The sequence below is a fragment of the Streptomyces catenulae genome (assembly GCF_000718015.1).
In the GTDB taxonomy this organism is placed as follows: domain Bacteria; phylum Actinomycetota; class Actinomycetes; order Streptomycetales; family Streptomycetaceae; genus Streptomyces; species Streptomyces catenulae.
Genome location: NZ_JODY01000041.1, coordinates 14,920 through 37,901, shown reverse-complemented (window position 1 = coordinate 37,901; position 22,982 = coordinate 14,920). Strand labels below are relative to the sequence as shown.

The following is a 22,982-nucleotide window of genomic DNA, read 5'->3' as shown; positions in this document are numbered from 1 at the left end:
CGGCGCCCGTCACCACCGGGGCGGCGGCGGGGACGTCAGCGCGTCGGCCAGCCGGGAGAGCCGGTCGCGGAACCGGCGGCCACCGCGCGGCGCGGGCCCGCAGTTCTCCCCGGCGGCGGCGCTGACCAGGTGCTGCACCGTCTCCAGATCCAGCGGCGCGGCGTCCGGACCGCCCGCGTCCGGCGACGGCGGCGCCGCCAGCGCCTCATGCGCCAGCGCATGCAGCTCGGCGTCCCCGCCGTCCAGCGCCAGCACCGTGGCGCCGCTGCGCCGGGCGTCGTCCACCCGCTCCAGCAGCCCGGCACCCGGCGCCCACGGCGAGACGACCAGCAGCGTGTCCCCGCGCCCGGCCGCCGCCAGCCGCTCCGTGGAGACCGCCAGATGCGCCGGGCTCCCGGCGGGCACCCGGTGGCGTACCAGCGTCGGCGACAGCTCCGGCAGCCCCGACCAGGCCGCCTCGTCGTCCAGATGCGCGGCCAGATGCCACGGTTCGTACGCCTCGCCGCCCACCAGCAGCAGCCCGCCGTGCGGGGTGACCGACGAACGCAGCGCCCCACCGAAGCGGCGGGTGGCCCGCAGCCACTCCGTCCCGGCCAGCACATCCCGCAGCAACGCGACTCTCACGGCATCCATGGCCCGGCATCCTCGCCCAGCCCCCGCCGTCCCGGGCCGCCCCGACCGCACTTCACCCGAAAGGGGGTGCGGCCCCCGGGGCGGTCCCCTCCGCCGCCCCGGGGGCCACCGTCCCGTCCGCGGCGGCGTCCGGGGCCGCGGCGGCGTCCGGGGCCGCGGCGAGATGGTCGCGCGGCGCGTCCGGATTCCGCAGCCGGTGCAGCCGCCCCGGGACGTCCCCGCCGACCAGCACCACCACCAGCAGCGTCCCCGCGAACGTCAGCCCCGCCAGCGCCCCGCCCAGCGACCGGCCCTCGGCCAGCCGCGCCCCCAGCACCGGCGCCACCGCCCCGCCCAGCGCCCCCACGTTGTACGTGAACCCCAGCCCGGCGCCGCGGCCCGCGGTCGGGAAGTGCCCGCCGAGATAGCGCGGCAGCAGCCCGGAGACCCCGGTGCTCAGCCCCTGGAGCACGAAGAGCAGCACCCCCAGCAGCACCGGACGGTCCGCGACCGCGAACACCGGGAAGACGAACAGCAGCGACGCCAGCAGCGTGTACGCGTACGCCCGCCGCACCCCGAACCGGTCCCCGGCGAACCCCGCCAGCCAGCAGCCCGCCATCGTGCCGAACCCGGCGAAGTACAGGACGTCGGTGACCTGCCCCGCGTCGTAGTGCAGCTCCGTCTTCAGATACGTCGGCAACAGCGCCTGCAGCGGCCAGCTGTAGAGGAACGCGGCGAACACCGTGGCGCTCAGCGCGAGGTACAGCACCCAGCCGCGGGCGCCGCCCAACTGCACCGCCAGCGCGACGAGCGCCGCCCCGCCGACCACCGCCAGCTCCGCCACCGCACCCGCGCCGACCGGCGTGAACACCCCGAACAGCGCCGCCGTCGCCACCGCCGCGACCACGGCGTTCACCACCGCCCGCCGCGGCGTCGCGAAGAGCGGCCGGAACGGGTTCGGCGCGGCGCCCCGCTCCTCGACGGCCGCCCGCCACTGCGCCGTCTCCGGCAGCGACCGGCGCACCCACAGCGCCACCGCCAGCGGCGCCAGCCCCAGGTAGAACATCCAGCGCCAGCCCAGCGCCGGGACGACCCAGCGGTAGCACTCGGCGGCGGCCACCGAGCCCAGCGAGAAACCGGAGATCAGAAAGCCGCCGGCCCGGCCGCGGAACCGCGCGGGCCAGCTCTCCAGGACGTAGGTCGCGCTCGCGCCGTACTCCCCGGCCATGCCCATGCCGATCAGCAGCCGGGCGGTGAAGAGGCTGGTGTAGTCCCAGGCGAAGCCGCAGGCGAAGGTGGCGCCCGCGTACAGCGTGATCGACGCGATCATCGCGGTCCGCCGCCCGAAGCGGTCCCCGACCGCGCCGAGCACCGCGCCGCCCAGCCACCGGGTGATGAACGCCCCCGACACCAGACCGGCCGCCGCCACCGTGTCCAGGCCGAACTCCGCGCCGATCTCGGTCAGTACGAGGGTGATGAGGACGAAGTCGAAACCGTCGAGGACATAGCCGAGCCAGGCGGCGAAGAACGCCTTCCACCGGGCGCGGCCCACCTCCCGGTACCACGGAACGGCCGCCCGCGGCGGCTGCGGAGTGGGCACGGTGCCTCCAAAGGGGCCGGACGCGCACGGTCTACGGGAGTGGCGCGGGCCTCACCGCGGCGGGAGCAGCCCGGCGGCCGCCAGCAACCGGCCGACCTCCGCGACGGCCGCCTCATCCAGCGGGAGTTGGGGCGCCGCGGTCGTGCCGTGCGCGAGGACGCCGCGCAGCGCCAGCGCCGCCTTGAACGCCCCGAGCGCCGACGAGCTGCGCCCCATCTCGGCCTCCGGGCCGACGTCCACCATGGCGAACAGCGCCGCCAGCCGCTCCTGTTCGGCGGCGGCCACCGCCCACTCCCCGGCCCGCGCCGCGTCGTGCAGGCGGACGTACCCGGCCGGATCGACGTTGCCGAGGCCGGGCACCACCCCGTCCGCGCCCGCCAGCAGCGCGGCGTCCACGGTGAGTTCGGCGCCGGTCAGCACCGAGAAGCCGGGCGCCGGGCCGGTGCGGCGCCCGGTGCGGCCACCCAGCGCGACCAGGAGCCGCCGCAGCCCGGCCTCGTCCCCGCTGCTGTCCTTGAGCCCGGCGAGCGTGCCGTCCTCGGCCAGCTCCCGCACCAGCGCGGCGGGCAGCTTGGTGTGGACGGCCATCGGGATGTCGTACGCGAGGAGCGGCAGGTCGACGGCGGCGCGGAGGCGGCGGAAGTGCGCGGCGATCTCGCGGGGGTGGGTGCGGGTGTAGAACGGCGCGGTGGCGACGAGGGCGTCGGCGCCGAGGCGGGCGGCGGCGGTGGCGTGCGCGAGGACGCGGGGCGTGGTGGTGTCGATGACCCCGGCGAGCACCGGGACGCGCCCGCCCGCCGCCCGGACCACGGTGTCGAGGACCTGGGCGCGCTGGTCGTCGGTCAGATAGGCGACCTCGCCGGTCGAGCCCAGCGCGAACAGCCCGTGGACGCCGCCGTCGAGAAGGTGGTGGACCAGGCGGGTGAGTGAGGCGGTGTCGACCTCGCCGCGCGGATCGAGCGGGGTGCAGACCGGGGGGACGACGCCGTGCAGCGGTGCGGGCAGTGCCATGGGCTCTCCAGCGGTGGTGCGGGGGCGGGCGGGCGTACCGTCCTGCGAGACATCGGACATGGGATGTCCTATGTCTGGGTCACAATAGCCAGGTGGACACGCGGTCGGTCAAGGGCGCCGGGCCCCGTACGGGGGCGCGTCGCCGACCGCCGCAACGGCAGACGCGGGAGAGGGAGATTCATGGCGCGAGGCACGCTGTCCGAGGACGTCCAGGCGCAGATCAAGCAGCTGATCCTGGAGCGCAGGCTCACCCCGGGCGACCCGCTGCCCACCGAAGCCGAACTGGTCGCCCTCCTCGACGTCAGCCGTAACTCGGTCCGGGAGGCGCTCAAGGCGCTCCAGGCCATGCGGATCGTCGAGATCCGGCACGGCTTCGGCACCTACGTCGGGCCGCTCACCCTCGAGCCGTTCGTCGAGGGCGTCGCCTTCCGCGCCGCCGTCCGTCACCACCAGGGCGAATCCAGCCTCTACGAGCTGATGGAGGTCCGCGAGGCGCTGGAGTCCGGCCTCATCGCCGCCGTCGCCCGCGATCTGCCGCCCGAGGACCTCGCCGCGCTCAAGGGGCTCGTCGACCGCATGGGGGAGGAGGCCGCCGCCGGGCAGGTCAACCGCTCCACCGACCGCGCCTTCCACCTCGCGCTCTACCGCTCCCTCGGCAACCAACTGCTCAGCGACGTCCTCGACGCCTTCTGGGACGCGCTGCGCCGGGTCAGCGACGACCTCGCCGACGGTCCCCGGGACCCGCGGGTGACCCACCATCAGCACGCCGAGATCGTCGCCGCGCTGGAGGACGGCGACGGGGACCGCGCGGTCGAGGCGATGCACCGGCACTTCGGCGACATCCGGCGACGGTTGGCGGAGTGAGACGGGGCGGGGAGCGGGTGCGGCTCCGGGGGTGCCCCGGGCCGGTCGGTTGCGGGCGGTACGCGCGAGGGTGACCGGCTTCCGGGCGCTCCCGGGTGGCCGGATCCGGTTCGCACCCCCGGAGGGGCCGGGGCGCCGCCGTACGCCTCCCGCCAGGCGCCGCCCCTCCGCAATCCGCCCCGGTTCACCGGAAGTTAACGCTCCGTCAGTTCCATCGTCGCCGACCCCCGCGACACGAAATCGGGACATCCCCGGTCTCTTGACGCTCTGTGGGGGGCTCCTTATGGTCACCGCAGGACGAGGGACGTCCTACGTCCGGCCGATGGGGGTGCCCCGTGGCATACGAGACGTCGGTGCCGTACCGCGCCGGGGACGACGGCTACGCCGCCTTCCGGATCCCCGCCGTCGTCCGCGCCCGCTCCGGTGACCTGCTCGCCTTCGCCGAGGGGCGCCGCCACTCCGCCGCCGACACCGGCACCATCCACCTCGTCCTCAAACGCTCCGCCGACGGCGGACGCACCTGGGGCCCGCTCCAGGTCGTCGCCCGCAACGGCACCGGCACCGCCGGGAACCCCGCCCCCGTCGTCCTCGCCACCGGCCGCATCCTGCTCCTCCAGGTCCACAACGCCGCCGACGCCACCGAGGACCGCATCCGCCGCGGCCTCGTCAACCCCGCCGACGGCCGCCGCGTCCACCTCCAGCACAGCGACGACTCCGGCGCCGCCTGGACCCCGCCCCGCGACCTCACCGACCAGGGCAAACACCCCTCCTGGCGCTGGTACGCCACCGGCCCCGGCCACGCCCTCCGGCTCCGCCACGGCCCGCACGCCGGGCGGCTCGTCGTCCCCGCCAACCACTCCGTCCCGCCGACCGGCCCGGACGGCGACGGCACCGAACCCGCCTGCGACCGCGCCCACACCCTGCTCAGCGACGACTCCGGCGCCACCTGGCGGATCGGCCTCACCGACGGCGGCCACCACCCCTCCGTCGCACCCAACGAAACCGCCGCCGCCGAACTCCCCGACGGCACCCTCCACTTCGTCACCCGCAACCAGGCGCCCGCCGCCTGGCACCACGCCGACGCCCGCTCCACCGACGGCGGCGCCCGCCTCACCGCCCCCTTCCGCCCACAGGCCGGTCTCACCGGACCCCCCTGCCAGGGCAGCCTCCTCCACCTCACCGACCACGACACCCTGCTGTACTCCGGACCCGCCGACCCGGGCGCCCGCGCCCTGATGACGCTCCGCGCCAGCCGCGACCACGGCCGTACCTGGCGCCCCGCGCACACCGTCTCCGGCCGCCCCGCCGCCTACGGCGACCTCGTCCGCGTCGACCCCGCCACCGTCGGACTCCTCCACGAGACCGGCGACTTCAGCGCGTACACCACGCTCACCTTCCGCCGCATCCCCGTGGAGGAGCTGCTGTGATCCACCGCCCCCTGCGCCGCAGAACGGTCCTCGGCACGGCAGCCGCCGCGGCCACCGCCCCCCTCGCCGGGTGCTCCGGCGCCGCCGACCGGCCCGCCGCACCCCGCCGCCGTAAGAAGGGCGAGAAGATCCAGCTCAGTTTCTGGTCCTGGGTCCCCGGTATCGACAGACCCGTCGACCTCTGGAACCGCACCCACCCCGACGTCCACGTCACCGTCGAAAAGGTCTCCGCGGTCAACGGCCAGCAGTACGCCAAGATGCACGCGGCCATCAAAGCCGGAAATCCGCCGGACCTCGCCCAGATCGAATACCCGGTCATCCCCAGTTTCCTGCTCGACAACGGGCTCTACGACCTCGCCACCCTCGACGCCGCCCGCCACCGCACCCGATTCGTCGGCTGGCAGTGGCAGCAATCCGTCTTCGGCGACGGCATCTACGCCATTCCCCAGGCATCCGGACCCATGGGCCTCTTCTACCGCCACGACCTCTTCCGGAAATGGGGCCTGGAGCCACCGGAAACCTGGGACGCGTACGAGAGCGCCGCCGCCGTCATCCGCAAGAAGGGCGCCTGGATCGACACCTTCGCGCCCACCAACGGCAACCGCTTCGCCGGTCTCGCCTGGCAGGCGGGCGCCACCTGGTACGCCGCCCGCGGCGAGACCTGGACCGTCCACCTCGACGACACCCCCACCCGCCGCGTCGCCGACCACTGGGAATCCCTCGTCAAAAGGAAACTCGTCAAGACGATCCCGGACCGGCAGAACGCCTGGTACAAGGACATCCAGACCGGCGCGATTCCCGCCTGGATCGGCGCCAGTTGGGGCGATGCCCTGCTCGCCGGGAACGCGCCCGCGACCGCCGGGAAATGGCGGGTGGCGCCCCTTCCGCAATGGCGGAAAGGCGGCGACGCACAGGCGAATTGGGGCGGCTCCACCACCGCCGTCCTCGCCGCCGCCCCCTATCCCGAGGACGCCCTGGAATTCGCGCTCTGGCTCAACACCGACCCGAAATCCGTCGCCCTCCTCATCGACGGCGGATACGGATTTCCCGGCACCGTGAAGGGTTATGCCACCACCGATCTCGACGTCGACCGTGCCTTCTTCGGCGGCCAGGAGTACAGCAAGGTCTTCGCCGACGCCGGAGCCCATGTCGACACCGCCTGGAAATGGGGCCCCGGCGTCGACACCCTCTACCAGCGCCTCGGCGACGCCTTCACCCGCGCCCTCGCCGACGGCACCCCGTTCCGCTCCGTCCTCGCCGACGTCCAGCGCGCCACCGTCACCGACCTGCGGAACAAGGGCCTCGACGCGGTGAGCGGCACATGAGCCGCACCGCCGTCACCCGCCCGCGCGCCCCCCGCGCCCACGCCCGCCCCGCACGCCCCCCGCACGGCCGCCGCCCGGGCCGTACCCGGACCCGCCACACCCGCGCCGCCGCCGTCCTCCTCCTGCCCTTCCTCGCCCTCTTCGTCCTCTGCTTCCTCGCCCCGCTCGGGTACGCGGTGTACCAGAGCGTCCACCGCACCCACCGCACCGGACCGCTGGGCCTCGGCGGCCACCCGACCGAGACGTTCGCCGGGCTCGACAACTACGCCCAGGCGCTGGGAGATCCGACCTTCCTCTCCGGATTCGGCCGGGTGCTGCTCTTCGGCGCCGTCCAGATCCCCCTGATGATCGTCCTCGCCACCGCCCTCGCCCTCCTCCTGGAGAGCGCGAGCGCCCGCGGCGTCCCCTTCTTCCGGACCGCCTTCTTCCTCCCGTACGGCGTCCCCGGCGTCATCGCCTCGCTCCTGTGGGGCTTCCTCTACGTCCCCGGCATCAGCCCGCTCGTCGAGATCGCCGGACACCTGGGCGTACAGATCGACTTCCTCGCCCGCGACACCGTCCTGTGGTCCCTCGCCAACATCGTGACCTGGCAGTTCACCGGCTACAACATGCTCGTCCTGATCGCCCAGCTCAAGGCCGTACCCCCGGAGCTGTACGAAGCCGCCCGGATCGACGGCGCCAACGCCTGGCACCTCGCCCGGCACATCAAGATCCCGCTGATCCGCCCCGCGCTCGTCCTCACCGGCGTCTTCAGCATCATCGGCACCCTCCAGCTCTTCGCCGAACCGATGGTCCTGCGCCCCCTCGCCTCCGCCATCGACTCCGGCTACACCCCCAACCTGCACGCCTACAGCGAGGCGTTCACCGGCGACAACCCGCACCTCGCCGCCGCCGAGGCGGTGCTGCTCGCCCTCGTCGCCTGCGTCCTCTCCTTCGGCTTCCTGCGGCTGACCGCCGGACGCGGAACGGACCGCGGATGACCACCCCGCCGCTGCGCCACCGCATCCTGACCGCCTCCCTCCTCACCGTCGCCGCCCTGTACTTCCTCACCCCCGTCTACTGGCTCGCCGTCTCCGCCACCAAGAACACCGCCGACCTCTTCGGCACCTTCGGCTTCTGGTTCGCCCACCCGCACCCGCTCGACCGCCTCGGCGCCGTCCTCACCTACGACCACGGCGTCTACGTCCGCTGGTTCGCCAACTCCCTGCTCTACGCCGGGATCGGCGCCACCGCCGCCACCCTGCTGGCCGCCGCCGCGGGCTTCGCCCTCGCCAAGTACCCCTTCCGTGGCCGCGAGACGGTCTTCCGGGTGGTCCTCGCCGGGGTCCTGCTCCCCGGCACCGCCCTGGCCCTCCCGCTCTACTTCCTCTTCAGCGACCTGGGCCTGGCCGACACCTACTGGGCGGTCCTGCTGCCCGGCACCGTCAGCCCGTTCGGCGTCTACCTCTGCCGGATCTACGCCACCGCCGCCGTCCCGGACGCGCTCCTGGAGGCGGCGCGGATCGACGGCGCGGGGGAGAGCCGGATCTTCGCCACGCTCGGGCTGCGGCTGATGACGCCCGCCCTCGTCACCGTCTTCCTCTTCCAGTTCGTACACATCTGGAACAACTACTTCCTGCCGCTGGTGATGCTCTCCGACTCGCGGCTCTACCCCGTCCAACTCGGCCTCACCACCTGGACCGGCTACGCCGACCGCCACCCCGTCCTCTACCAGTACACGGTCGGCGGCGCGCTGCTCTCCGTCGTCCCGCTGATGATCCTGATGACGGTCCTCCAGCGGTACTGGCGGACGGGGCTGGCCGACGGCGGTCTCAAGGCGTGACGGCGGGCGCCCCCGCGGCCCCCGGACCAAGATCGGAAAGCCCGTCCACAGCATGATCCGCGCCCCCGCCGCCCATGGCACCATCACTGCCATGACTACTGCTGACCAGAACCCCGCCGCCGATCCCGCCCTCTCCGAGAACGCCGCGACCCGCGCCAAGGCCGCCCTCAAGCGCGACCCGTGGGACCTGCCCGACGTCTCCGGCCTCACCGTCGGCGTCCTCGGCGGCACCGGCGACCAGGGCCGCGGTCTCGCCTACCGCCTCGCCAAGGCCGGACAGAAGGTGATCATCGGCTCCCGCGCCGCCGACCGCGCGCAGTCCGCCGCCGCCGAACTCGGCCACGGCGTCGAGGGCGCCGACAACGCCGAGTGCGCCCGCCGCAGCGACATCGTGATCATCGCGGTGCCCTGGGACGGCCACGCCAAGACCCTCGAATCCCTCCGCGAGGAGCTGACCGGCAAGCTGGTCATCGACTGCGTCAACCCCCTCGGCTTCGACAAGAAGGGCGCCTACGCCCTCAAGCCCGAGGAGGGCAGCGCCGCCGAGCAGGCCGCCGCCCTGCTGCCCGGCTCCCGCGTCACCGCCGCCTTCCACCACCTCTCCGCCGTCCTCCTCCAGGACCCGGAGACCCACGAGATCGACACCGATGTGATGGTCCTCGGCGAGTCCCGCGCCGACACCGACCTCGTCCAGGCCCTCGCCGGCCGCATCCCCGGCATGCGCGGCGTCTTCGCGGGCCGTCTGCGCAACGCCCACCAGGTCGAATCCCTCGTCGCCAACCTGATCTCCGTCAACCGCCGCCACAAGGCCCACGCGGGGGTGCGCCTCACCGACGTCTGAGCCGCCCCGAGGGGAGCCGCCCGGCGGGGTACGGCGCGGCCGGTGCCGGGCGCGCCGCCCCACGCCCCGACCCCCGCCGGGCCCCCGGAACCCATGGGGGACACTGGGAGGGACCACACCATTCCCGACAGGAGCCGACCGCCATGCCCTCCGCACCCTCGTCCCGCCCGGCACCCCGACTGGCCGTCTTCGCCGTCGTGGTCTGCGTCCTCGCCGTGGCGGCAGCCGTCGTCTCCTTCGTCCAGGGCAGCCTGCTCGGCATCGTCTGGATCCTGATGGCCGGTATCTCCAGCAACATGGCGTGGTTCTACGTCCGCCGCGACCGGATGACCCGGGCGGCGGAGGCGGAGGCGGCGCCCGCAGGCTGACGGAGCGGGCGGCTGTCGCCCGCCGAACCGCGGCAGGGCCAGCGCCCCCGGCCCCCGATTCCGTCAACGGACAGGTGGGGCACCGTGCCGTGTCACGTCACGCGCCTCCGACGCGTGCCCCGGCGGCCCGCGCCCGGGCACGGGCCTCGGCGCTCACCCCACGGCTGCGTGGGGACATCTGCGCGTCCAGCGCCTCGCGCTGCGCCACCCGCAGCAGGTTCCCGGGGCCGGGAGTCGCTACCACTCCGACGTACCGTGGGTCGCCCGCGAACCACGCCACTGTGCACCGCCCGGACCGCGCGGTGCGGACCCAGAAGTGACGCCCCGTACCGATTACACCGCCGTGGCTCAGACGTACCGCCGTGCCCGGCCGCTCCGGATCCGCCACCGTGAACCGCGCGCCGCCGCCCTTTCCCGTAGAGACCTCCGCCCCGTCGGCCTGCCACGGGTACACGCGCAGTACGCGGCGCACACCGAGCAGCGTCGCGGCCCCGCTCACGGCCAGCAGCGTGTACCAGAGGCCGATACACAACACCGGCAGCCAGAGCACGAGCAGCCACACAGGGGTCATGACCACGGCGAACAGCCAGGCACAGAACCCGACCAGGCAACACACCAGGACGGCAAAGCGGAAGCAGGCGGTACGCCGCCATGCCCGCCGCGTGGCTGGCTCGTCCCAGGCACAGCCGCCCCACCCGTCGGCCGTCGCTCCGTTCTCCACAGTTCTCCGATCCTCAACCGAAAGCGGCGCGCGCAGCGGCAACTTCCGGGCGCTCCTGTACGTGCTCCTGCAGGTGAGCCGGCAGGGGATTGACAAAACTGACCATACGGATGATTCCGCGGAACATGTCCCTGAATGCTGCAAGATCCGCGGCCGCCGTAGTGCTCAGAGACAGTACGGCGACGCGGTTGCCATCTGGGTGGGGAAGGTATCCGGTTAGTTGAAAAACTTGCTTTTCGTCCTGCTTTGTCAGGCATTCCGAGATGGCGGCGGGGCCGCACGGTAGATCGACCAACTCTGATGCTTGTGTTTCTGTAGACGCGAGGACAGCCCTTGCTGCTGCAAGATTTGTGGGTGTCCACGCTGTCTCTTCCCATCGGATTAGGAATGCAGAGTGGAGGATTTCCCCGGACTCTGTCTGATGAACGCCGATCGAGAAGTGGATGGTGCCATTCTGGGCCAGGAGATCCCTCATGGTGCGGGCATCTTCCATATCGGCCAACAGTGATAGGTGTTGATCTCTGGGGAGGATGCTGCCGAGCTGGGCCTCTAGAGCGGTGTCTTCGCCGCTTTCAGTCTCTACTGCAAGGGGGACCTCAAGGAAGCCTGGCGGTAGGGCAAACCATATTTCGCAATATGGGCTGGAGGCTGAATCTTCAACGCTGAACTCATTCAACGACTGATCAGTGTCCGACATTGAGTAGTACCTTCAGTGTTTTGATGGCAGTGGCTCCATTCCCGGCGCCATCGAAGCTGCCGGCCCGCGCGCCATCCAATCCTGTCCCTGCATTGTTGACGCCGTCATTGTCCAGGGTGTCGAACAGATCCTTTGCCGTACCATATGTACCAGTGGCGGCCCCCGCTCCGGCAACGCCCAGATCGATCACTTGTCCAGCGCGTTCCGGGTTGGCGGCACCCTTGACCATCCATGTGGTCAGCGGATTTTCCGCGCCAGCGATCCTGTTCGCGGCCAGCCAGGTCTTGCTTCCTGCACTTGCAAGGTGGTCTGTGAGGGAAAGTGCCTCCGTAGCTGCCCCGGCTGAGCGGACGGCTCCGTTGACGCCGCGTGCCACGGCTCCGACGCCAGGCACCATCCCGAGCGCGTCCCCTGCCACGCCTACCGCGTTACTCCAGAAGTCGGCATCGAATTCTCCTTTTGTGAAGCCATCTTTGAGGGAGGCTCGAACGGTGGGATCCGAAAGGCGTGAGGTGAGCGTGGCAGCGCTTGCCGTGGCGGCGATGAGAAGGAATGCGACTCCCACAGGACCGCTTAGGATCAAGGCAAGGAGCCCCGCGATGGCGGCCACTGTTCCCAACACATCCGTGAGGTTGTCACTCAGCCAGTCCATCGCCTTCGTGAACCAGTTGGGCTCTTCAGGTGCCAGCTCGTCCGTGGCGTCTCGGATCAAAGTGGCATTCTCGTTCGCCGTCGATGAATGCTCACTTTCCAGGTCGTGACCGCGGCGCCGGATGGATGCCAGGTTATCTTTTGCGTCATCCAGTGCGTCTCGGGCGCGCTGAAGAGAGCTGGTTGCTTTGTCCAGCCTGGCCTGTGCATTCTGCAGTGAGGCGTCGTCGTCGAAGGTTTGATTTGCGAGGTCGAGATCAGGATTACTGCTGGCTTCTTTTTCCTTCGCCTTGGCGGAATCGAGGGTTTCGAGGGCAGCTCTGGCCTCGTTGTCCAGCTTTCTTGCGTCGTCCTTGTAGCCTGCCAGGGAGCTGTTCCATTTTCCCAGTGCTTCCGCAGCTCTCGATATGGACGTGTGCGCCTTTTTTAGGTTTTCTGGGAGGGCTCCGTCGAGCTCCTCTCGAAACGCGACTGCCGCATCCCCCTCCCACGAGGTTCCTGACCGCAATCGCTGTATTAGGGAGATTGCATCTTCGAGTGTCTTCGCCGACGTCGTGAGCTTTGTCTTCAATGCGGAAACAGTGTCAACGTTTCCCGGGGCTGGGTTGAAGCCGAGGTGCGGGTATGGTCCCTTCATTTCGCCTCAGCCTTTCGATTTGCCTTCTTGAAGGCTTCTTCCAGAGATTTTTCGACCTCTTCGTAGTTCTCTTTAGTTTTCCCTATCGCCTCCCTGAGATTCTTCGTCTGCTCTGTGAGCTGCTCGGACCCGTATTTCCAGTGTTCCTGGAAGTGGTTGCAGGCTTCGTCCAAATCGCTGGTGCCGATGCGATCGGATTCTGTCTGGTTCATGGCCTTGCGTACACTTTCGAGTGATTCGGTGGCCTTCTTGAGGGTTTTCAGGAAGTCGCCGAGCTCGCCGGTATCGACCGAGAATTTGTCTCCCACGCTCTCCTCTTCGGGTGATTCCGTGACGACATTACGTCTCTGAAGTTTAGGTTGGGATTAGAGTCGCCGGGCGTGGCTGCTGTGCGTTGGCTTAAATCAATCTACAATTTTCGAGATGCCCCGTCCCCCTACCGCACCGGAACCTGTGGTTCGCCCTGCCAGAAGCGGAAGAATTCCTGGCCCCAGTAGGAGTCCCAGCGGGTGACGCCCAGGGTGTCGAGGACGGTGTCCACGAGCTGGAAGAAGGCGTGGTTGATCTCGGGGACCCACAGCAGGCCGAAGACCGCCAGCAGACCGAACGGGGCGAACGGCTCCAGCTGGCGGCGCAGGCCCGGGGAGAGCCAGGGCTCGAGGACGCCGTAGCCGTCCAGACCCGGGACGGGGAGGAAGTTGAGGATCGCCGCCGTCACCTGGAGCAGGGCCAGGAACGCCAGGGCGTAGCGGAACGGGTCGGGGACGCCGTCCAGGGCGTGCAGCCAGAAGGGGGCGGTGGCGACGGCGGCGAAGAGGATGTTGGTCAGCGGCCCGGCGGCGGAGACCAGGCTGTCGCGCCAGCGGCCCCGGATGCGGCCCCGTTCGATGAAGACCGCGCCGCCGGGCAGCCCGATCCCGCCCATGATCACGAAGATCACCGGCAGCACGATGCTCAGCAGCGCGTGGGTGTACTTGAGCGGGTTCAGCGTCAGATAGCCCTTGGCGGCCACGGATGTGTCGCCGCTGTGCAGCGCCGTCCTGGCGTGGGCGTACTCGTGGAGGCAGAGCGAGACCACCCAGCCGGAGACGATGAACAGGAACACCGCGAACCCGGTGCTCGCGGCGAGCTGCTCGCTCCAGACGGCCCACCCCGAGACCGCCATCACGGCGACGAGTGAGAGAAAGACCGGGCTGATGCGGCGCTCGGCGGACCGTACGGCGGTGGTCATCGTGCGGGGCTCCCAGGTACGGACGGCGGTGGACGGTGCGTACGCGGTGGGGCCGGGCCGCACGGTCCGGGGGACGGTAGCCCCGACCGTATCCGCGGCGGGGCGGTCCGCGCACCGGGCCCGGGCGAACCGGGGCGCGGGGGCGCGGGCCGCCGCGCGTGCGCCGCGCACGGGGCGGCCCCGGGCGCCGCGCGTGCCCCGGTGCCGGGGTGGGCCGCCGGTGCCCCGGCGCGGATTTCCGGTGGTGGTGGGGCGGGCGCCCGGGAGAAGGTGGAGCGGGCCCGTTCCGGGGGCGGCGGGCCGTATGGGGAGGAAGGGGGCGGAACGTGACCGACAATGTTCGGGTGCGGTACGGAATTCTGGGCACCACGCAGGCACTGAGGGCGGACGGGACGGCCGTGTCCCTCGGGGGCGCACGGTTGCGCGCGCTGCTGGCGGCGCTCGCGCTGCGGCCCGGCCGGGCGCTGCCCACCGACGCGCTGATCGCGGACATCTGGGGGATGGATCCACCGGCGGACGCGAACGGCGCGCTCCAGGCGCTGGTCGGACGGTTGCGGCGGGCCCTGGGCCATGCGGCCGTCGCCTCTTCCGACGGCGCCTACCGGCTCTGCGCGGAGCCCGGCGCGGTGGATCTGCCGCGGTTCGAGCGGCTGACCGCGGAGGGCGCCACGGCGCTCACCGACGGCGACCCGCAGCGGGCCGCCGCGGTGCTGGACGAGGCGCTGGCGCTCTGGCGGGGCCCCGCCCTCGTCGACCTCCCGGCGGCCCGTACGGACGCGGTCCGGGCCGAGCGGCGGCGGCTGGACGCCCGCCGGGTGCGGTTCGCCGCCCTCCTCGCCCTCGGGCGGGCCGAGGAGGCGCTGCCGGGGCTGGACGCGCTGTGCCGGGAGCATCCGCTGGACGAGCCGTTGCAGGCGCTGCGGCTGCGGGCGCTGCGCGCCGCCGGCCGCACCGCCCAGGCGCTCGCCGCCTACGAGGAGATCCGCCGGGACATCGCCGACCGGCTCGGTGCCGACCCGGGGCCGGAACTCCGCGAGCTGTACGGGGAGTTGCTGAGCCCCGGGGCGGCGACGGGGACGGCCGCGCCCGCGGAGCCCGCCGCGCCCGCCGATCCCGTATCGGCCGCACCCCGGACGCCCCCGGTGGCGCCCGCCGTCCCGCGCCCCGGCAACCTCCGGGCCCGGCGGACCTCCTTCGTCGGCCGGGACGGCGAGCTGGCGGGGCTGCGGGCCGATCTCGCCGCACACCGCCTGGTCACGCTGCTGGGACCCGGCGGCGCGGGCAAGACGCGGCTGTCGCAGGAGGGCGCGGAGGCGGCCGCGGCGGGGCTGCCGGGGGCCTGGCCGCAGGGCGTGTGGCTGGTGGAGCTGGCGCCGGTCGACGATCCGGCGACCGTGCCGGAGGCCGTGCTCACCGCCCTCGGCGCCCGCGAGACGGTGGTCCGCGGCTCCGCCGCCGAGGGGCTGCGCGCCGCCACCGACCCCACGGCGCTCGACCCGCTGGGCCGTCTCACCGAGCACTGCGCCGACCACCGGATGCTGCTCATCCTCGACAACTGCGAACACGTCGTCGGCGCCGCCGCCGCGCTCGCCGAGCGGCTGCTGACCGACTGCCCGGGCGTGACGCTCCTGGCGACCAGCCGGGAGCCGCTGGCCGTCCCCGGCGAGGTGCTGCGCCCGGTGGAGCCGCTGCCCGACCCGGTGGCGCTGCGGCTCCTCGCCGACCGGGGCGCCGCCGCCCGGCCCGGTTTCCGCGCCGACGACGACCCGGCCGCCTGCGCCGAGATCTGCCGCCGCCTGGACGGACTGCCGCTCGCCGTCGAACTGGCCGCCGCCCGGCTGCGGATGCTCTCCCCGCGGCAGATCGCCGACCGTCTCGACGACCGCTTCCGGCTGCTGACCAGCGGCAGCCGCACCGCACTGCCGCGCCAGCAGACGCTGCGCGCCGTCGTCGACTGGTCCTGGGACCTCCTCGACGGGCCGGAACGCGCCGTGCTGCGGCGGCTGTCCGTCTTCGCCGGGGGCTGGGACCCGGAGCTGGCCGAGGAGGTCTGCGCGGGCGACGGCGTCGACCGGCGCGAGGTGGCCGCCGTCCTCGGCTCGCTGATCGACAAATCGCTGGTGGTCGCCGCCCCGATGGCCGACGGCCGGATGCGCCACCGCCTCCTGGAGACGGTCGCCGAGTACGCGGGGGAGCGGCTGGACGAGGCGGGCGAACGCGCCGCCGCCGAGCGCCGCCACCTCGTCGCCCACCGCGAACTGGCCCGCACCGCCGACCCGTTGCTGCGCGGCCCCGGCCAGCGGGTCTGGCTGGAGCGGCTGGAGCTGGAGCACGACAACCTGCGGACCGCGCTGCGCCGCGCCGTCGCCGCGTCCGACGAGCACGAGGCGCTCTGCCTGGTGCTGTCGCTCCAGTGGTTCTGGGGCCTGCGCGACCACCGGGCGGACGCCCGCACCTGGTCACGGGCGGCGGGCGCGCTGGGCCCCAACCCCTTCCTGCCGCCCGTCACGCCCGCCCCCGACCTCTACGACCGGCCGATCGACACCCCGCCGCCGATGAGCCCGGAACAGCTGGTGGAGGCCCGCCGGGAGGTGCGGCTGGTGGAGCTGTCGTGCGCGGAGACCTACGCGGAGATGGTCACCGGGCCGGAGCGGAAGGAGGAGATGGCCGGGGTCCTCACCGCGTACCGCGGGGGCGTCCCGCAGACCTGCCGGGTGCCGGGCGCGCTCTGGTTCTACCCGGTGCTGCTCTCCGGGCGGCAGGCGGACCTGATCGCCCTCATCGACCGGGGCGTGGCCACCTGCCGGGCGCTCGGCTACGACTGGGAGCTGGCGTTCGTCCTCCAACTGCGCGCGAAGATCCTCAACGACCGGCCCGGCGGGCTGGAGCAGTCGAGCCGGGACGCCGACGAGTCGCTGCGGCTGTTCCGGGAGATCGGCGACGACTGGGGCGTCGCCGAGGCGCTGGCGGGGCGCGGCGAGTCCCGCGAGGCGCGCGGCCGGTACGCGCTCGCCGCCGACGACTACCGCGAGGCGATGCGGTACGCCGCCGACCTGGGTGCCCACGGTCAGACGCTGATCCTGCGGACCCGGCTGGGCGGGGTGTTCATCGAGGACGGGCGGGAGGCGGACGGCGAGCGGCTGCTGCGGGAGGTGCTGACGCGGTCGGAGGACCTGGCCGCCGGGCGGGACGCGATCCCGTTCGCCCGGCTGACGCTGGCGATGCAGCTGCTGGTGACGGGGCGGTTGGAGGCGGCGCGGGAGCAGCTGACGCTGGTCCGGGGCGAGTCGCTGCTGTGGGGGCCCGACATGCTCGTCGGGATGGTGGACGCGGCGCTGGTCACCGTGGATGTCGAGGAGGGCCGCTCCGACGGGCTGCTGGAGCGGCTGCGGTCGGCCCTCGGCCGGATGCAGGACGAGGTGGCCCGGCTGGTCGCCCCGGACCTGCCGGTGGCCCAACTCCTCACCGGCGCCCGGGTGGTGCTCGCGGTACGCGGCGCCGCGGCGGGCCCGGACGCGGCGCGGCTGGTCGGCGCGTACGACGCGCTGTGGGCGCCGGGGCATGTCGCGCCGCGGGCGATCCGGTACCTCCGGGAGAGGGCGGAGGCGGAGGCCCGCGCGGCGGTCGGCGACGCGGCGTACGCCCGCGGGTACGCCGAAGGCGGCGGCCTCTCGCTGGAGCAGGCCACCGCCCTCGTCTGACGCGAGCCGGGCGAGGTGTCTCCCGGGGGCTCGCGGCCCCCGGGCGCGTCAGGTCTTGCTGCGGAACTTCCGGACCGCCAGCGGCATGGTGACGGCCGTGATGGCGACCGCCCAGCCGAGGGTGATCAGGGTCGGATGGGCCACCGCACCATGGCCGTTGATCAGTGCGCGGGCCGCGTCCGCCAGCTGGGAGAGCGGGTTGATGTCGGTGAAGCCCTGCAGCCAGCCGGGCATGTTGTCGGTCGGCGTGAAGATCGACGAGCCGAACTGCAGCGGCATCAGCACCAGCATCGCCATGCCCTGCACCGCCTGCGGTGTCCGCAGGCTCAGCCCCAGCAGGATGAAGATCCACATCAGGGCGGCGCCGAAGGCCGTGGACAGCAGGATCGCGGCGACGAACTCCAGGGCGCTGCCGCGGATTTCGAGGCCGAGCAGGAAGCCCATGGCGAGCAGGATCGTGGTGGCGATCAGCATCCGGCCGATCTCGACGACGATCTTGGCTATCAGGACCGAGGAGCGGGCGATCGGCATGGTCCGGAAGCGGTCCATGACGCCCTTGCGGAAGTCCTCGTTGACGCCGCTGCCCACCGCCATGGCGATGTTCATGCCCATCATCGCCATCATGCCGGGCACCAGGTGCTGGACGTACTCCTGCTGGTGGCCCTTGCCCGCGATGGCGCCGCCGAAGACGTACACGAACAGCAGGATGAAGATGATCGGCATCAGGAGGGCGTCGAACATCGACTCCGGGTCCTGCTTGATCTGGAGGGCGTTGCGGCGGGCCAGCGCGCCGATGTGGCGCAGGTTGGCGCGCAGCCCGATCCGGCCCTCGTCGGCGCCCGGCTTCGTCGCCGGTGCCGTCAGTGTCGCGGCACTCATGCCGATACCTCCGCGTACTGCTGGTCGCTCTCGCGTGCGTCGTCGGCCGGTGCCTCCGAGGACTTCTGGCCGGTGAGGGCGAGGAAGACCTCGTCCAGGCTGGGCAGGTGGGTGCTGATCCCGGCCAGGGCGATGCCCCGCGCCCCCAGCAGGCCGATCACCGCGGTCAGCTGCTCGTCGCTGATGATGGGGACGTTGACGACGCCGTCGGCGGGGTCGGGCGTCGCGCCGCCGAGCCCGTCGAGCCCGGCGCCCGCCAGGGCCGCGGCCACCGCGTCCAGGGCGGTGGGGTCGGCGGGCCGGATCTGCAGGGTGCGCCCGCCGACCTTGGCCTTCAGCTCGTCGACGAGGCCCTCGGCGATGACCCGGCCGCGGTCGATGACCGTCAGCTCGCTCGCCAGCTGCTCGGCCTCCTCCATGTACTGCGTGGTCAGCAGCACCGTGGCGCCCTCGCGGACCATCCGCTGCACCTCGTCCCACACCTCGTTGCGGGTGCGCGGGTCGAGGCCGGTGGTCGGCTCGTCCAGGTAGAGGACGGAGGGCTGCCCGATCATGGACGCGGCGAGGTCGAGGCGGCGGCGCATCCCGCCGGAGTACTTCGCGGCCGGGCGCTTGGCGGCCTCGGTGAGCGAGAACCGCTCCAGCATCTCGTCGGCGCGGCGCCGGGCGTCCTTGCGGGACAGGTCGAGCAGCCGCCCGATCATGTAGAGGTTCTCGTAGCCGGAGAGCTTCTCGTCGACCGAGGCGTACTGGCCGGTCAGCCCGATGGTGCGGCGCAGTGCGCGCGGCTGGCGTACCACGTCGTACCCGGCGACCACGGCGCTCCCGGCGTCCGGGACGAGCAGTGTGGACAGGCAGCGGACGAGCGTGGTCTTACCGGCGCCGTTCGGTCCGAGGACGCCGAGCACGGTGCCTTCGCGCACGTCCAGGTCCACCCCGTCGACGGCTTTCACGTCGCCGAAGTGCTTGACCAGACCGCGCACCTCCACGGCGTTGCCGCCCCGGGGGGTCTTTGTCTGTCGTGTCATGTCCCCCACGGTGCCGGGCCCCGCCGACACCGCACCGACATTCCGCCGACACCGGACGGACCGGGGCCACCGACACCGACACGGGGCCGGTACGTCTCCGCACCGGCCCCGGTCACGCCCCTAGTGGAAGGTGTGCCGCTCCTCCGGGAACGTCCCGGCGCAGACCTCCTCGGCGAACTCCTTCGCGGCGTCGCCCAGCAGCTCCCGCAGCGCGAGGTACTGCTTGACGAACTTCGGTACCCGACCGGCGGTCATCCCGGCCATGTCGGTCCACACCAGCACCTGCGCATCGCACTCCGCACCGGCGCCGATGCCGACCGTCGGGATCTGCAGCGACCGGGTGACCTCGGCGGCCAGCTCCGCCGGGACCGCCTCCAGGACGACCGCGAACGCGCCCGCGTCCTGCACCGCCTTGGCGTCCCGCAGCAGCTGCGCCGCGGCCTCCTCGCCGCGGCCCTGGACCGGGTAGCCGCCGAACGCGTGGACCGACTGCGGGGTCAGCCCGATGTGCGCCATGACCGGGATCCCGGCCGACACCAGCAGCTCCACCTGGTGCGCGGAGCGCTCGCCGCCCTCCAGTTTCACGGCCCCGGCGCCGGTTTCCTTGACCAGCCGGGTGGCGTTGCGCAGGGCCTGGACGGGGCCCTCCTGGTACGCGCCGAACGGCAGGTCGGCGACGATCAGGGCGCGGTCGGTGCCGCGGACCACGGCGGCGGACAGCAGGGCGATCTCGTCCATGGTGACCGGCACGGTCGACTCGTAGCCGAGGTGGCAGTTGCCCATCGAGTCGCCGACGAGCAGGACGGGGATTCCGGCCCCGTCGAAGACCGACGCGGTCATCGCGTCGTAGGCGGTCAGCATCGGCCACTTCTCCCCGCGCCGTTTGGCGGCGGCGATGTCACGGACGGTGACCCGGCGGGAGCGGGTACCGCCGTAGAGGGTCTTGCCGGGCTCGGCGGGCGGCGTCGCCGCGGGCTCCGCGGCCGGTTTCCGGGCAGGCGAAAGCTGCGTCATGGTGACGGCTCCTGTTCTCATCTCGAAGCGCCCTGACGGCGTCTCCGGACTCCCCTCCATGCTGGCACGCCCGCCCGGGCCGGGGAAGGGGGAGCCCGCCGGGCGGTGCCGCCGGCCCGGGGTGCCCGGCGGCCCGCTCTCCCCGTAATACGGAACGGTCCCGTATCGAAAGACGGTACGCTGGCGGGCATGGCCAACTCCCCGCTCCGCTCCGGCGGCCCGAGCACCGGTCGCGTCGACGCGACCGTGCACCGCCGCCGCTGGGTGATCCTCTCCGTGCTCATGCTCAGCCTGCTGATCGTGGTGCTCGACAACTCCATCCTCAACGTCGCGATGAAGACCATCGCCACCCCCGCACCCGCCGGTCTCGGCGCCACCCAGAGCGAGCTGGAGTGGGCGATCAACGCCTACACGCTGGTCTTCGCCGGGCTGCTGTTCACCGCGGGACTCCTCGGCGACCGCCTCGGCCGCAAGAAGGTCCTGCTCTTCGGGCTCGCGGTGTTCGGCGCCGGATCGGTGCTCGCCGCGTTCGCCGCCTCACCCGTCGAGCTGATCGTCTTCCGCGCCCTGATGGGCCTGGGCGGCGCCTTCGTGATGCCCGCGACCCTCGCCATCCTGATGAACGTCTTCGAGCGCGAGGAGCAGCCCAAGGCGATCGGCATCTGGGCGGGCGGGGTGGGCCTGGCCATCGCCATCGGCCCGATCGCCGGGGGACTGCTGCTCGACCACTTCTGGTGGGGCTCGGTCTTCCTGGTCAACGTCCCGATCGTGCTGATCGCGCTGGTCGCGATGGTCCTGCTGGTCCCCGACTCCCGCGACCCGGCGCCCGGCCGCCTCGACCCGGTCGGCGTCGCGCTCTCCGTCGTCGGCCTGGTCCTGCTCGTCTACGGCATCATCAAGGGCGGCCAGCTCGCCGACTTCACCGACCCCGAGGTCGTCGGCACCGTCCTCGGCGGCGTCGCGGTCCTCGCGCTCTTCGTCGTCCAGCAGAAGCGCAGCGACCACCCGTCCATCGACATCGGCTACTTCCGCAACCCGGCCTTCTCCGCCGCCGTCGCCGCCATAGCGCTGGTCTTCTTCGCGCTGATGGGCGTCACCTTCTTCATCGTCTTCTACGTGCAGAGCGTGCGCGGCCACACCCCGCTGGAGTCGGGGCTGCTGATCCTGCCGCTGGCCGCCGCCCAGATGATCTTCGCGCCGCGCGCCCGGCACGTCGTCGACCGCTTCGGCGCCCGCGCGGTGTGCACCGCCGGGATGCTGATCGTCGCCGTCACCATGGCCGGGATGCTGCTGCTCGGCGTCGACACCCCGATGTGGGTGATGGAGGTGCTGTTCTTCCTCCAGGGCACCGGCATGGCGCACATCATGCCGCCGGTCACCGTCTCGATCATGCAGGCGCTGCCCCGCGAGAAGGCCGGTTCCGGCTCGGCGCTCAACAACACCTTCCGGCAGGTCGGCGGCACCCTCGGCGTCGCGGTCCTCGGCTCGGTGCTCTCCACGACCTACCGCGACGGGATCAGGGGCACCCTCGACGCCGTCCCCGGGCTGCCCGGTCCGGTGCGGCACGCCGCCGGTGAGTCCATCGAGGCCACCCTCGGCGTCGCCGCCCGGCTGGGCCCCGCCGGACGGCCCCTGGTGACCGCCGCGCAGGACGCCTTCGTCCACGCCATGCACCTCACCGCGCTCGTCTCGTCCGGTATCGCGCTCGTCGGCGCCGTGGTGGTCGCGGTGTTCCTGCCCGGCCGCCCGGCGCCCGTCGTGCCGGTCACCGCCCCGCGCCCGGACGAGACCGAACGGGCCCCGCGGTGAGCGGCCCCGGACCGGCCGCCCCGGAGGCGGGGGACGGACGCCGTGGCCGCCCCCGCTCCGCCGCGGCGGACACCGCCATCGTCGAGGCGGTGCTGCGCCTGATCGAGGAGGGCGCCTCCATCGGCGACCTGTCCATGGAGGGCATCGCCCGCGCCGCCGGTGTCGGCAAGGCCACCGTCTACCGCCGCTGGTCCGGCAAGAACGCCCTGCTCCTCGACGTCATCCGCTCCCTCGACGACGACCTGCCCCCGGCGCGCGGCGTCTCCGTCCGCGACGACCTCGTCGCCATGCTGGAGCATCTGCGCCACCGTGGCCTGGTCAAGCGCCACTCCGCGGTGTTCCGCACCGTCCTCACCCACGTCCAGGCACAGCCCGACGTCTGGCGCGAGTACCACGACACGGTCATACGGGCCCGCCGCGAGGCGATGCACGCCGTGCTGCGGCGCGGCATCGACCGCGGGGAGATCCGCGACGACCGGGAGATCGACGTGCTCGCCGATCTCTTCGTCGGCCCGATGCTGGCGCGCGCCCTCCTCGACGAGCGCAAGGCGCTGCCCGAGGGGCTGGCCGAGCAGATCGTCGACACGGTGCTGGAGGGGGTGCGCCCGCGCCCCTGACGCACGGCGCCCGAACCACACGGGGGGCGCCCGGCGGCTGCCGCGCGCCGGGGTGGACGGACGCATGTGCCCGTTCTGTCACAGGATGCGGTGCGGCGCCCGCGGCCGGAACTTTCCGCCGTGGGCG

General features: G+C 72.6%; 21 protein-coding genes. 10 read left to right on the top strand and 11 right to left on the bottom strand.

Annotated features, from left to right (window positions below):
- Positions 1–9: 9 nt before the first annotated feature.
- The 3 genes from IF23_RS0127655 to IF23_RS0127645 are packed head-to-tail and all read right to left on the bottom strand — an operon-like array spanning position 10 to position 3,223.
- A complete protein-coding gene (locus IF23_RS0127655; protein WP_030288405.1) occupies positions 10–633 on the bottom strand; it encodes a hypothetical protein in 624 nt (207 codons plus the stop codon).
- A 52-nt stretch (positions 634–685) separates the two neighbouring features.
- Entirely contained in the window at positions 686–2,212 is a 1,527-nt protein-coding gene (locus IF23_RS0127650; RefSeq protein ID WP_051739935.1) for a sialate:H+ symport family MFS transporter, read from the bottom strand.
- 51 nt (positions 2,213–2,263) lie between these two features.
- Positions 2,264–3,223 carry a dihydrodipicolinate synthase family protein gene (locus IF23_RS0127645; protein WP_030288401.1) on the bottom strand — a complete coding sequence of 320 codons (960 nt, stop codon included), beginning with the start codon at positions 3,221–3,223 and terminating at the stop codon, positions 2,264–2,266.
- Positions 3,224–3,403: 180 nt separating this feature from the next.
- Between IF23_RS0127645 and IF23_RS0127640 the strand changes: the two genes are divergently transcribed.
- From IF23_RS0127640 to IF23_RS0127610, 7 genes are all read left to right on the top strand, one after another.
- Positions 3,404–4,087: a FadR/GntR family transcriptional regulator gene (locus IF23_RS0127640; protein ID WP_030288399.1), complete on the top strand. Its 684-nt coding sequence runs from the start codon at positions 3,404–3,406 to the stop codon at positions 4,085–4,087.
- 335 nt (positions 4,088–4,422) lie between these two features.
- Positions 4,423–5,514, top strand: coding sequence for a sialidase family protein (locus IF23_RS0127635; protein ID WP_030288397.1), 1,092 nt, complete (start codon positions 4,423–4,425; stop codon positions 5,512–5,514).
- Positions 5,511–6,839, top strand: a complete 1,329-nt coding sequence (locus tag IF23_RS0127630) for an ABC transporter substrate-binding protein (RefSeq protein ID WP_030288395.1) — start codon at positions 5,511–5,513, stop codon at positions 6,837–6,839. Before IF23_RS0127635 ends, IF23_RS0127630 begins: the two co-directional genes overlap by 4 nt.
- Positions 6,836–7,819, top strand: a complete 984-nt coding sequence (locus tag IF23_RS0127625) for a carbohydrate ABC transporter permease (RefSeq protein WP_030288393.1) — start codon at positions 6,836–6,838, stop codon at positions 7,817–7,819. The genes IF23_RS0127630 and IF23_RS0127625 overlap by 4 nt, the downstream gene beginning before the upstream one ends.
- Positions 7,816–8,661: a carbohydrate ABC transporter permease gene (locus IF23_RS0127620; protein ID WP_030288391.1), complete on the top strand. Its 846-nt coding sequence runs from the start codon at positions 7,816–7,818 to the stop codon at positions 8,659–8,661. Before IF23_RS0127625 ends, IF23_RS0127620 begins: the two co-directional genes overlap by 4 nt.
- Positions 8,662–8,752: 91 nt before the next feature.
- Positions 8,753–9,502 carry an NADPH-dependent F420 reductase gene (gene npdG / locus IF23_RS0127615; protein ID WP_030288388.1) on the top strand — a complete coding sequence of 250 codons (750 nt, stop codon included), beginning with the start codon at positions 8,753–8,755 and terminating at the stop codon, positions 9,500–9,502.
- A gap of 143 nt (positions 9,503–9,645) precedes the next feature.
- Positions 9,646–9,870 (top strand): hypothetical protein, encoded by a 225-nt coding sequence (locus IF23_RS0127610; protein ID WP_030288386.1) that lies wholly within the window; start codon positions 9,646–9,648, stop codon positions 9,868–9,870.
- Positions 9,871–9,967: 97 nt separating this feature from the next.
- Here the strand turns inward: IF23_RS0127610 and IF23_RS0127605 are convergent, their stop codons facing one another.
- From IF23_RS0127605 to IF23_RS0127595, 5 genes are all read right to left on the bottom strand, one after another.
- Complete coding sequence (locus IF23_RS0127605; RefSeq protein WP_245655136.1) at positions 9,968–10,441, bottom strand: hypothetical protein; 474 nt, start codon at positions 10,439–10,441, stop codon at positions 9,968–9,970.
- A gap of 163 nt (positions 10,442–10,604) precedes the next feature.
- On the bottom strand, positions 10,605–11,288 hold the full coding sequence (locus tag IF23_RS34220; protein WP_157848090.1) for a hypothetical protein: 684 nt from the start codon (positions 11,286–11,288) through the stop codon (positions 10,605–10,607).
- Positions 11,275–12,510 carry an efflux RND transporter periplasmic adaptor subunit gene (locus tag IF23_RS34215; RefSeq protein ID WP_157848089.1) on the bottom strand — a complete coding sequence of 412 codons (1,236 nt, stop codon included), beginning with the start codon at positions 12,508–12,510 and terminating at the stop codon, positions 11,275–11,277. The genes IF23_RS34220 and IF23_RS34215 overlap by 14 nt, the downstream gene beginning before the upstream one ends.
- A gap of 62 nt (positions 12,511–12,572) precedes the next feature.
- Positions 12,573–12,884, bottom strand: a complete 312-nt coding sequence (locus IF23_RS0127600; RefSeq protein ID WP_030288382.1) for a hypothetical protein — start codon at positions 12,882–12,884, stop codon at positions 12,573–12,575.
- Between the two features lie 128 nt (positions 12,885–13,012).
- Entirely contained in the window at positions 13,013–13,807 is a 795-nt protein-coding gene (locus tag IF23_RS0127595; RefSeq protein ID WP_030288380.1) for a site-2 protease family protein, read from the bottom strand.
- Between the two features lie 326 nt (positions 13,808–14,133).
- Here IF23_RS0127595 and IF23_RS0127590 point away from each other — a divergent pair, with 326 nt between their 5' ends.
- Positions 14,134–17,508: an AfsR/SARP family transcriptional regulator gene (locus IF23_RS0127590; RefSeq protein ID WP_245655135.1), complete on the top strand. Its 3,375-nt coding sequence runs from the start codon at positions 14,134–14,136 to the stop codon at positions 17,506–17,508.
- 48 nt (positions 17,509–17,556) lie between these two features.
- Here IF23_RS0127590 and IF23_RS0127585 read toward each other — a convergent pair whose 3' ends face one another.
- From IF23_RS0127585 to panB, 3 genes are all read right to left on the bottom strand, one after another.
- Complete coding sequence (locus IF23_RS0127585; protein ID WP_030288376.1) at positions 17,557–18,387, bottom strand: ABC transporter permease; 831 nt, start codon at positions 18,385–18,387, stop codon at positions 17,557–17,559.
- Positions 18,384–19,415: an ATP-binding cassette domain-containing protein gene (locus IF23_RS0127580; RefSeq protein WP_030288374.1), complete on the bottom strand. Its 1,032-nt coding sequence runs from the start codon at positions 19,413–19,415 to the stop codon at positions 18,384–18,386. The genes IF23_RS0127585 and IF23_RS0127580 overlap by 4 nt, the downstream gene beginning before the upstream one ends.
- Before the next feature lie 120 nt (positions 19,416–19,535).
- Entirely contained in the window at positions 19,536–20,429 is an 894-nt protein-coding gene (gene panB / locus IF23_RS0127575) for a 3-methyl-2-oxobutanoate hydroxymethyltransferase (RefSeq protein WP_030288372.1), read from the bottom strand.
- Between the two features lie 189 nt (positions 20,430–20,618).
- On the opposite strand from panB, the gene IF23_RS0127570 reads away from it, so the two are divergent.
- Positions 20,619–22,238, top strand: a complete 1,620-nt coding sequence (locus IF23_RS0127570) for an MFS transporter (RefSeq protein ID WP_037679955.1) — start codon at positions 20,619–20,621, stop codon at positions 22,236–22,238.
- Positions 22,235–22,855 (top strand): TetR/AcrR family transcriptional regulator, encoded by a 621-nt coding sequence (locus IF23_RS0127565; RefSeq protein ID WP_030288369.1) that lies wholly within the window; start codon positions 22,235–22,237, stop codon positions 22,853–22,855. Before IF23_RS0127570 ends, IF23_RS0127565 begins: the two co-directional genes overlap by 4 nt.
- The last annotated feature ends 127 nt before the right edge of the window (positions 22,856–22,982 follow it).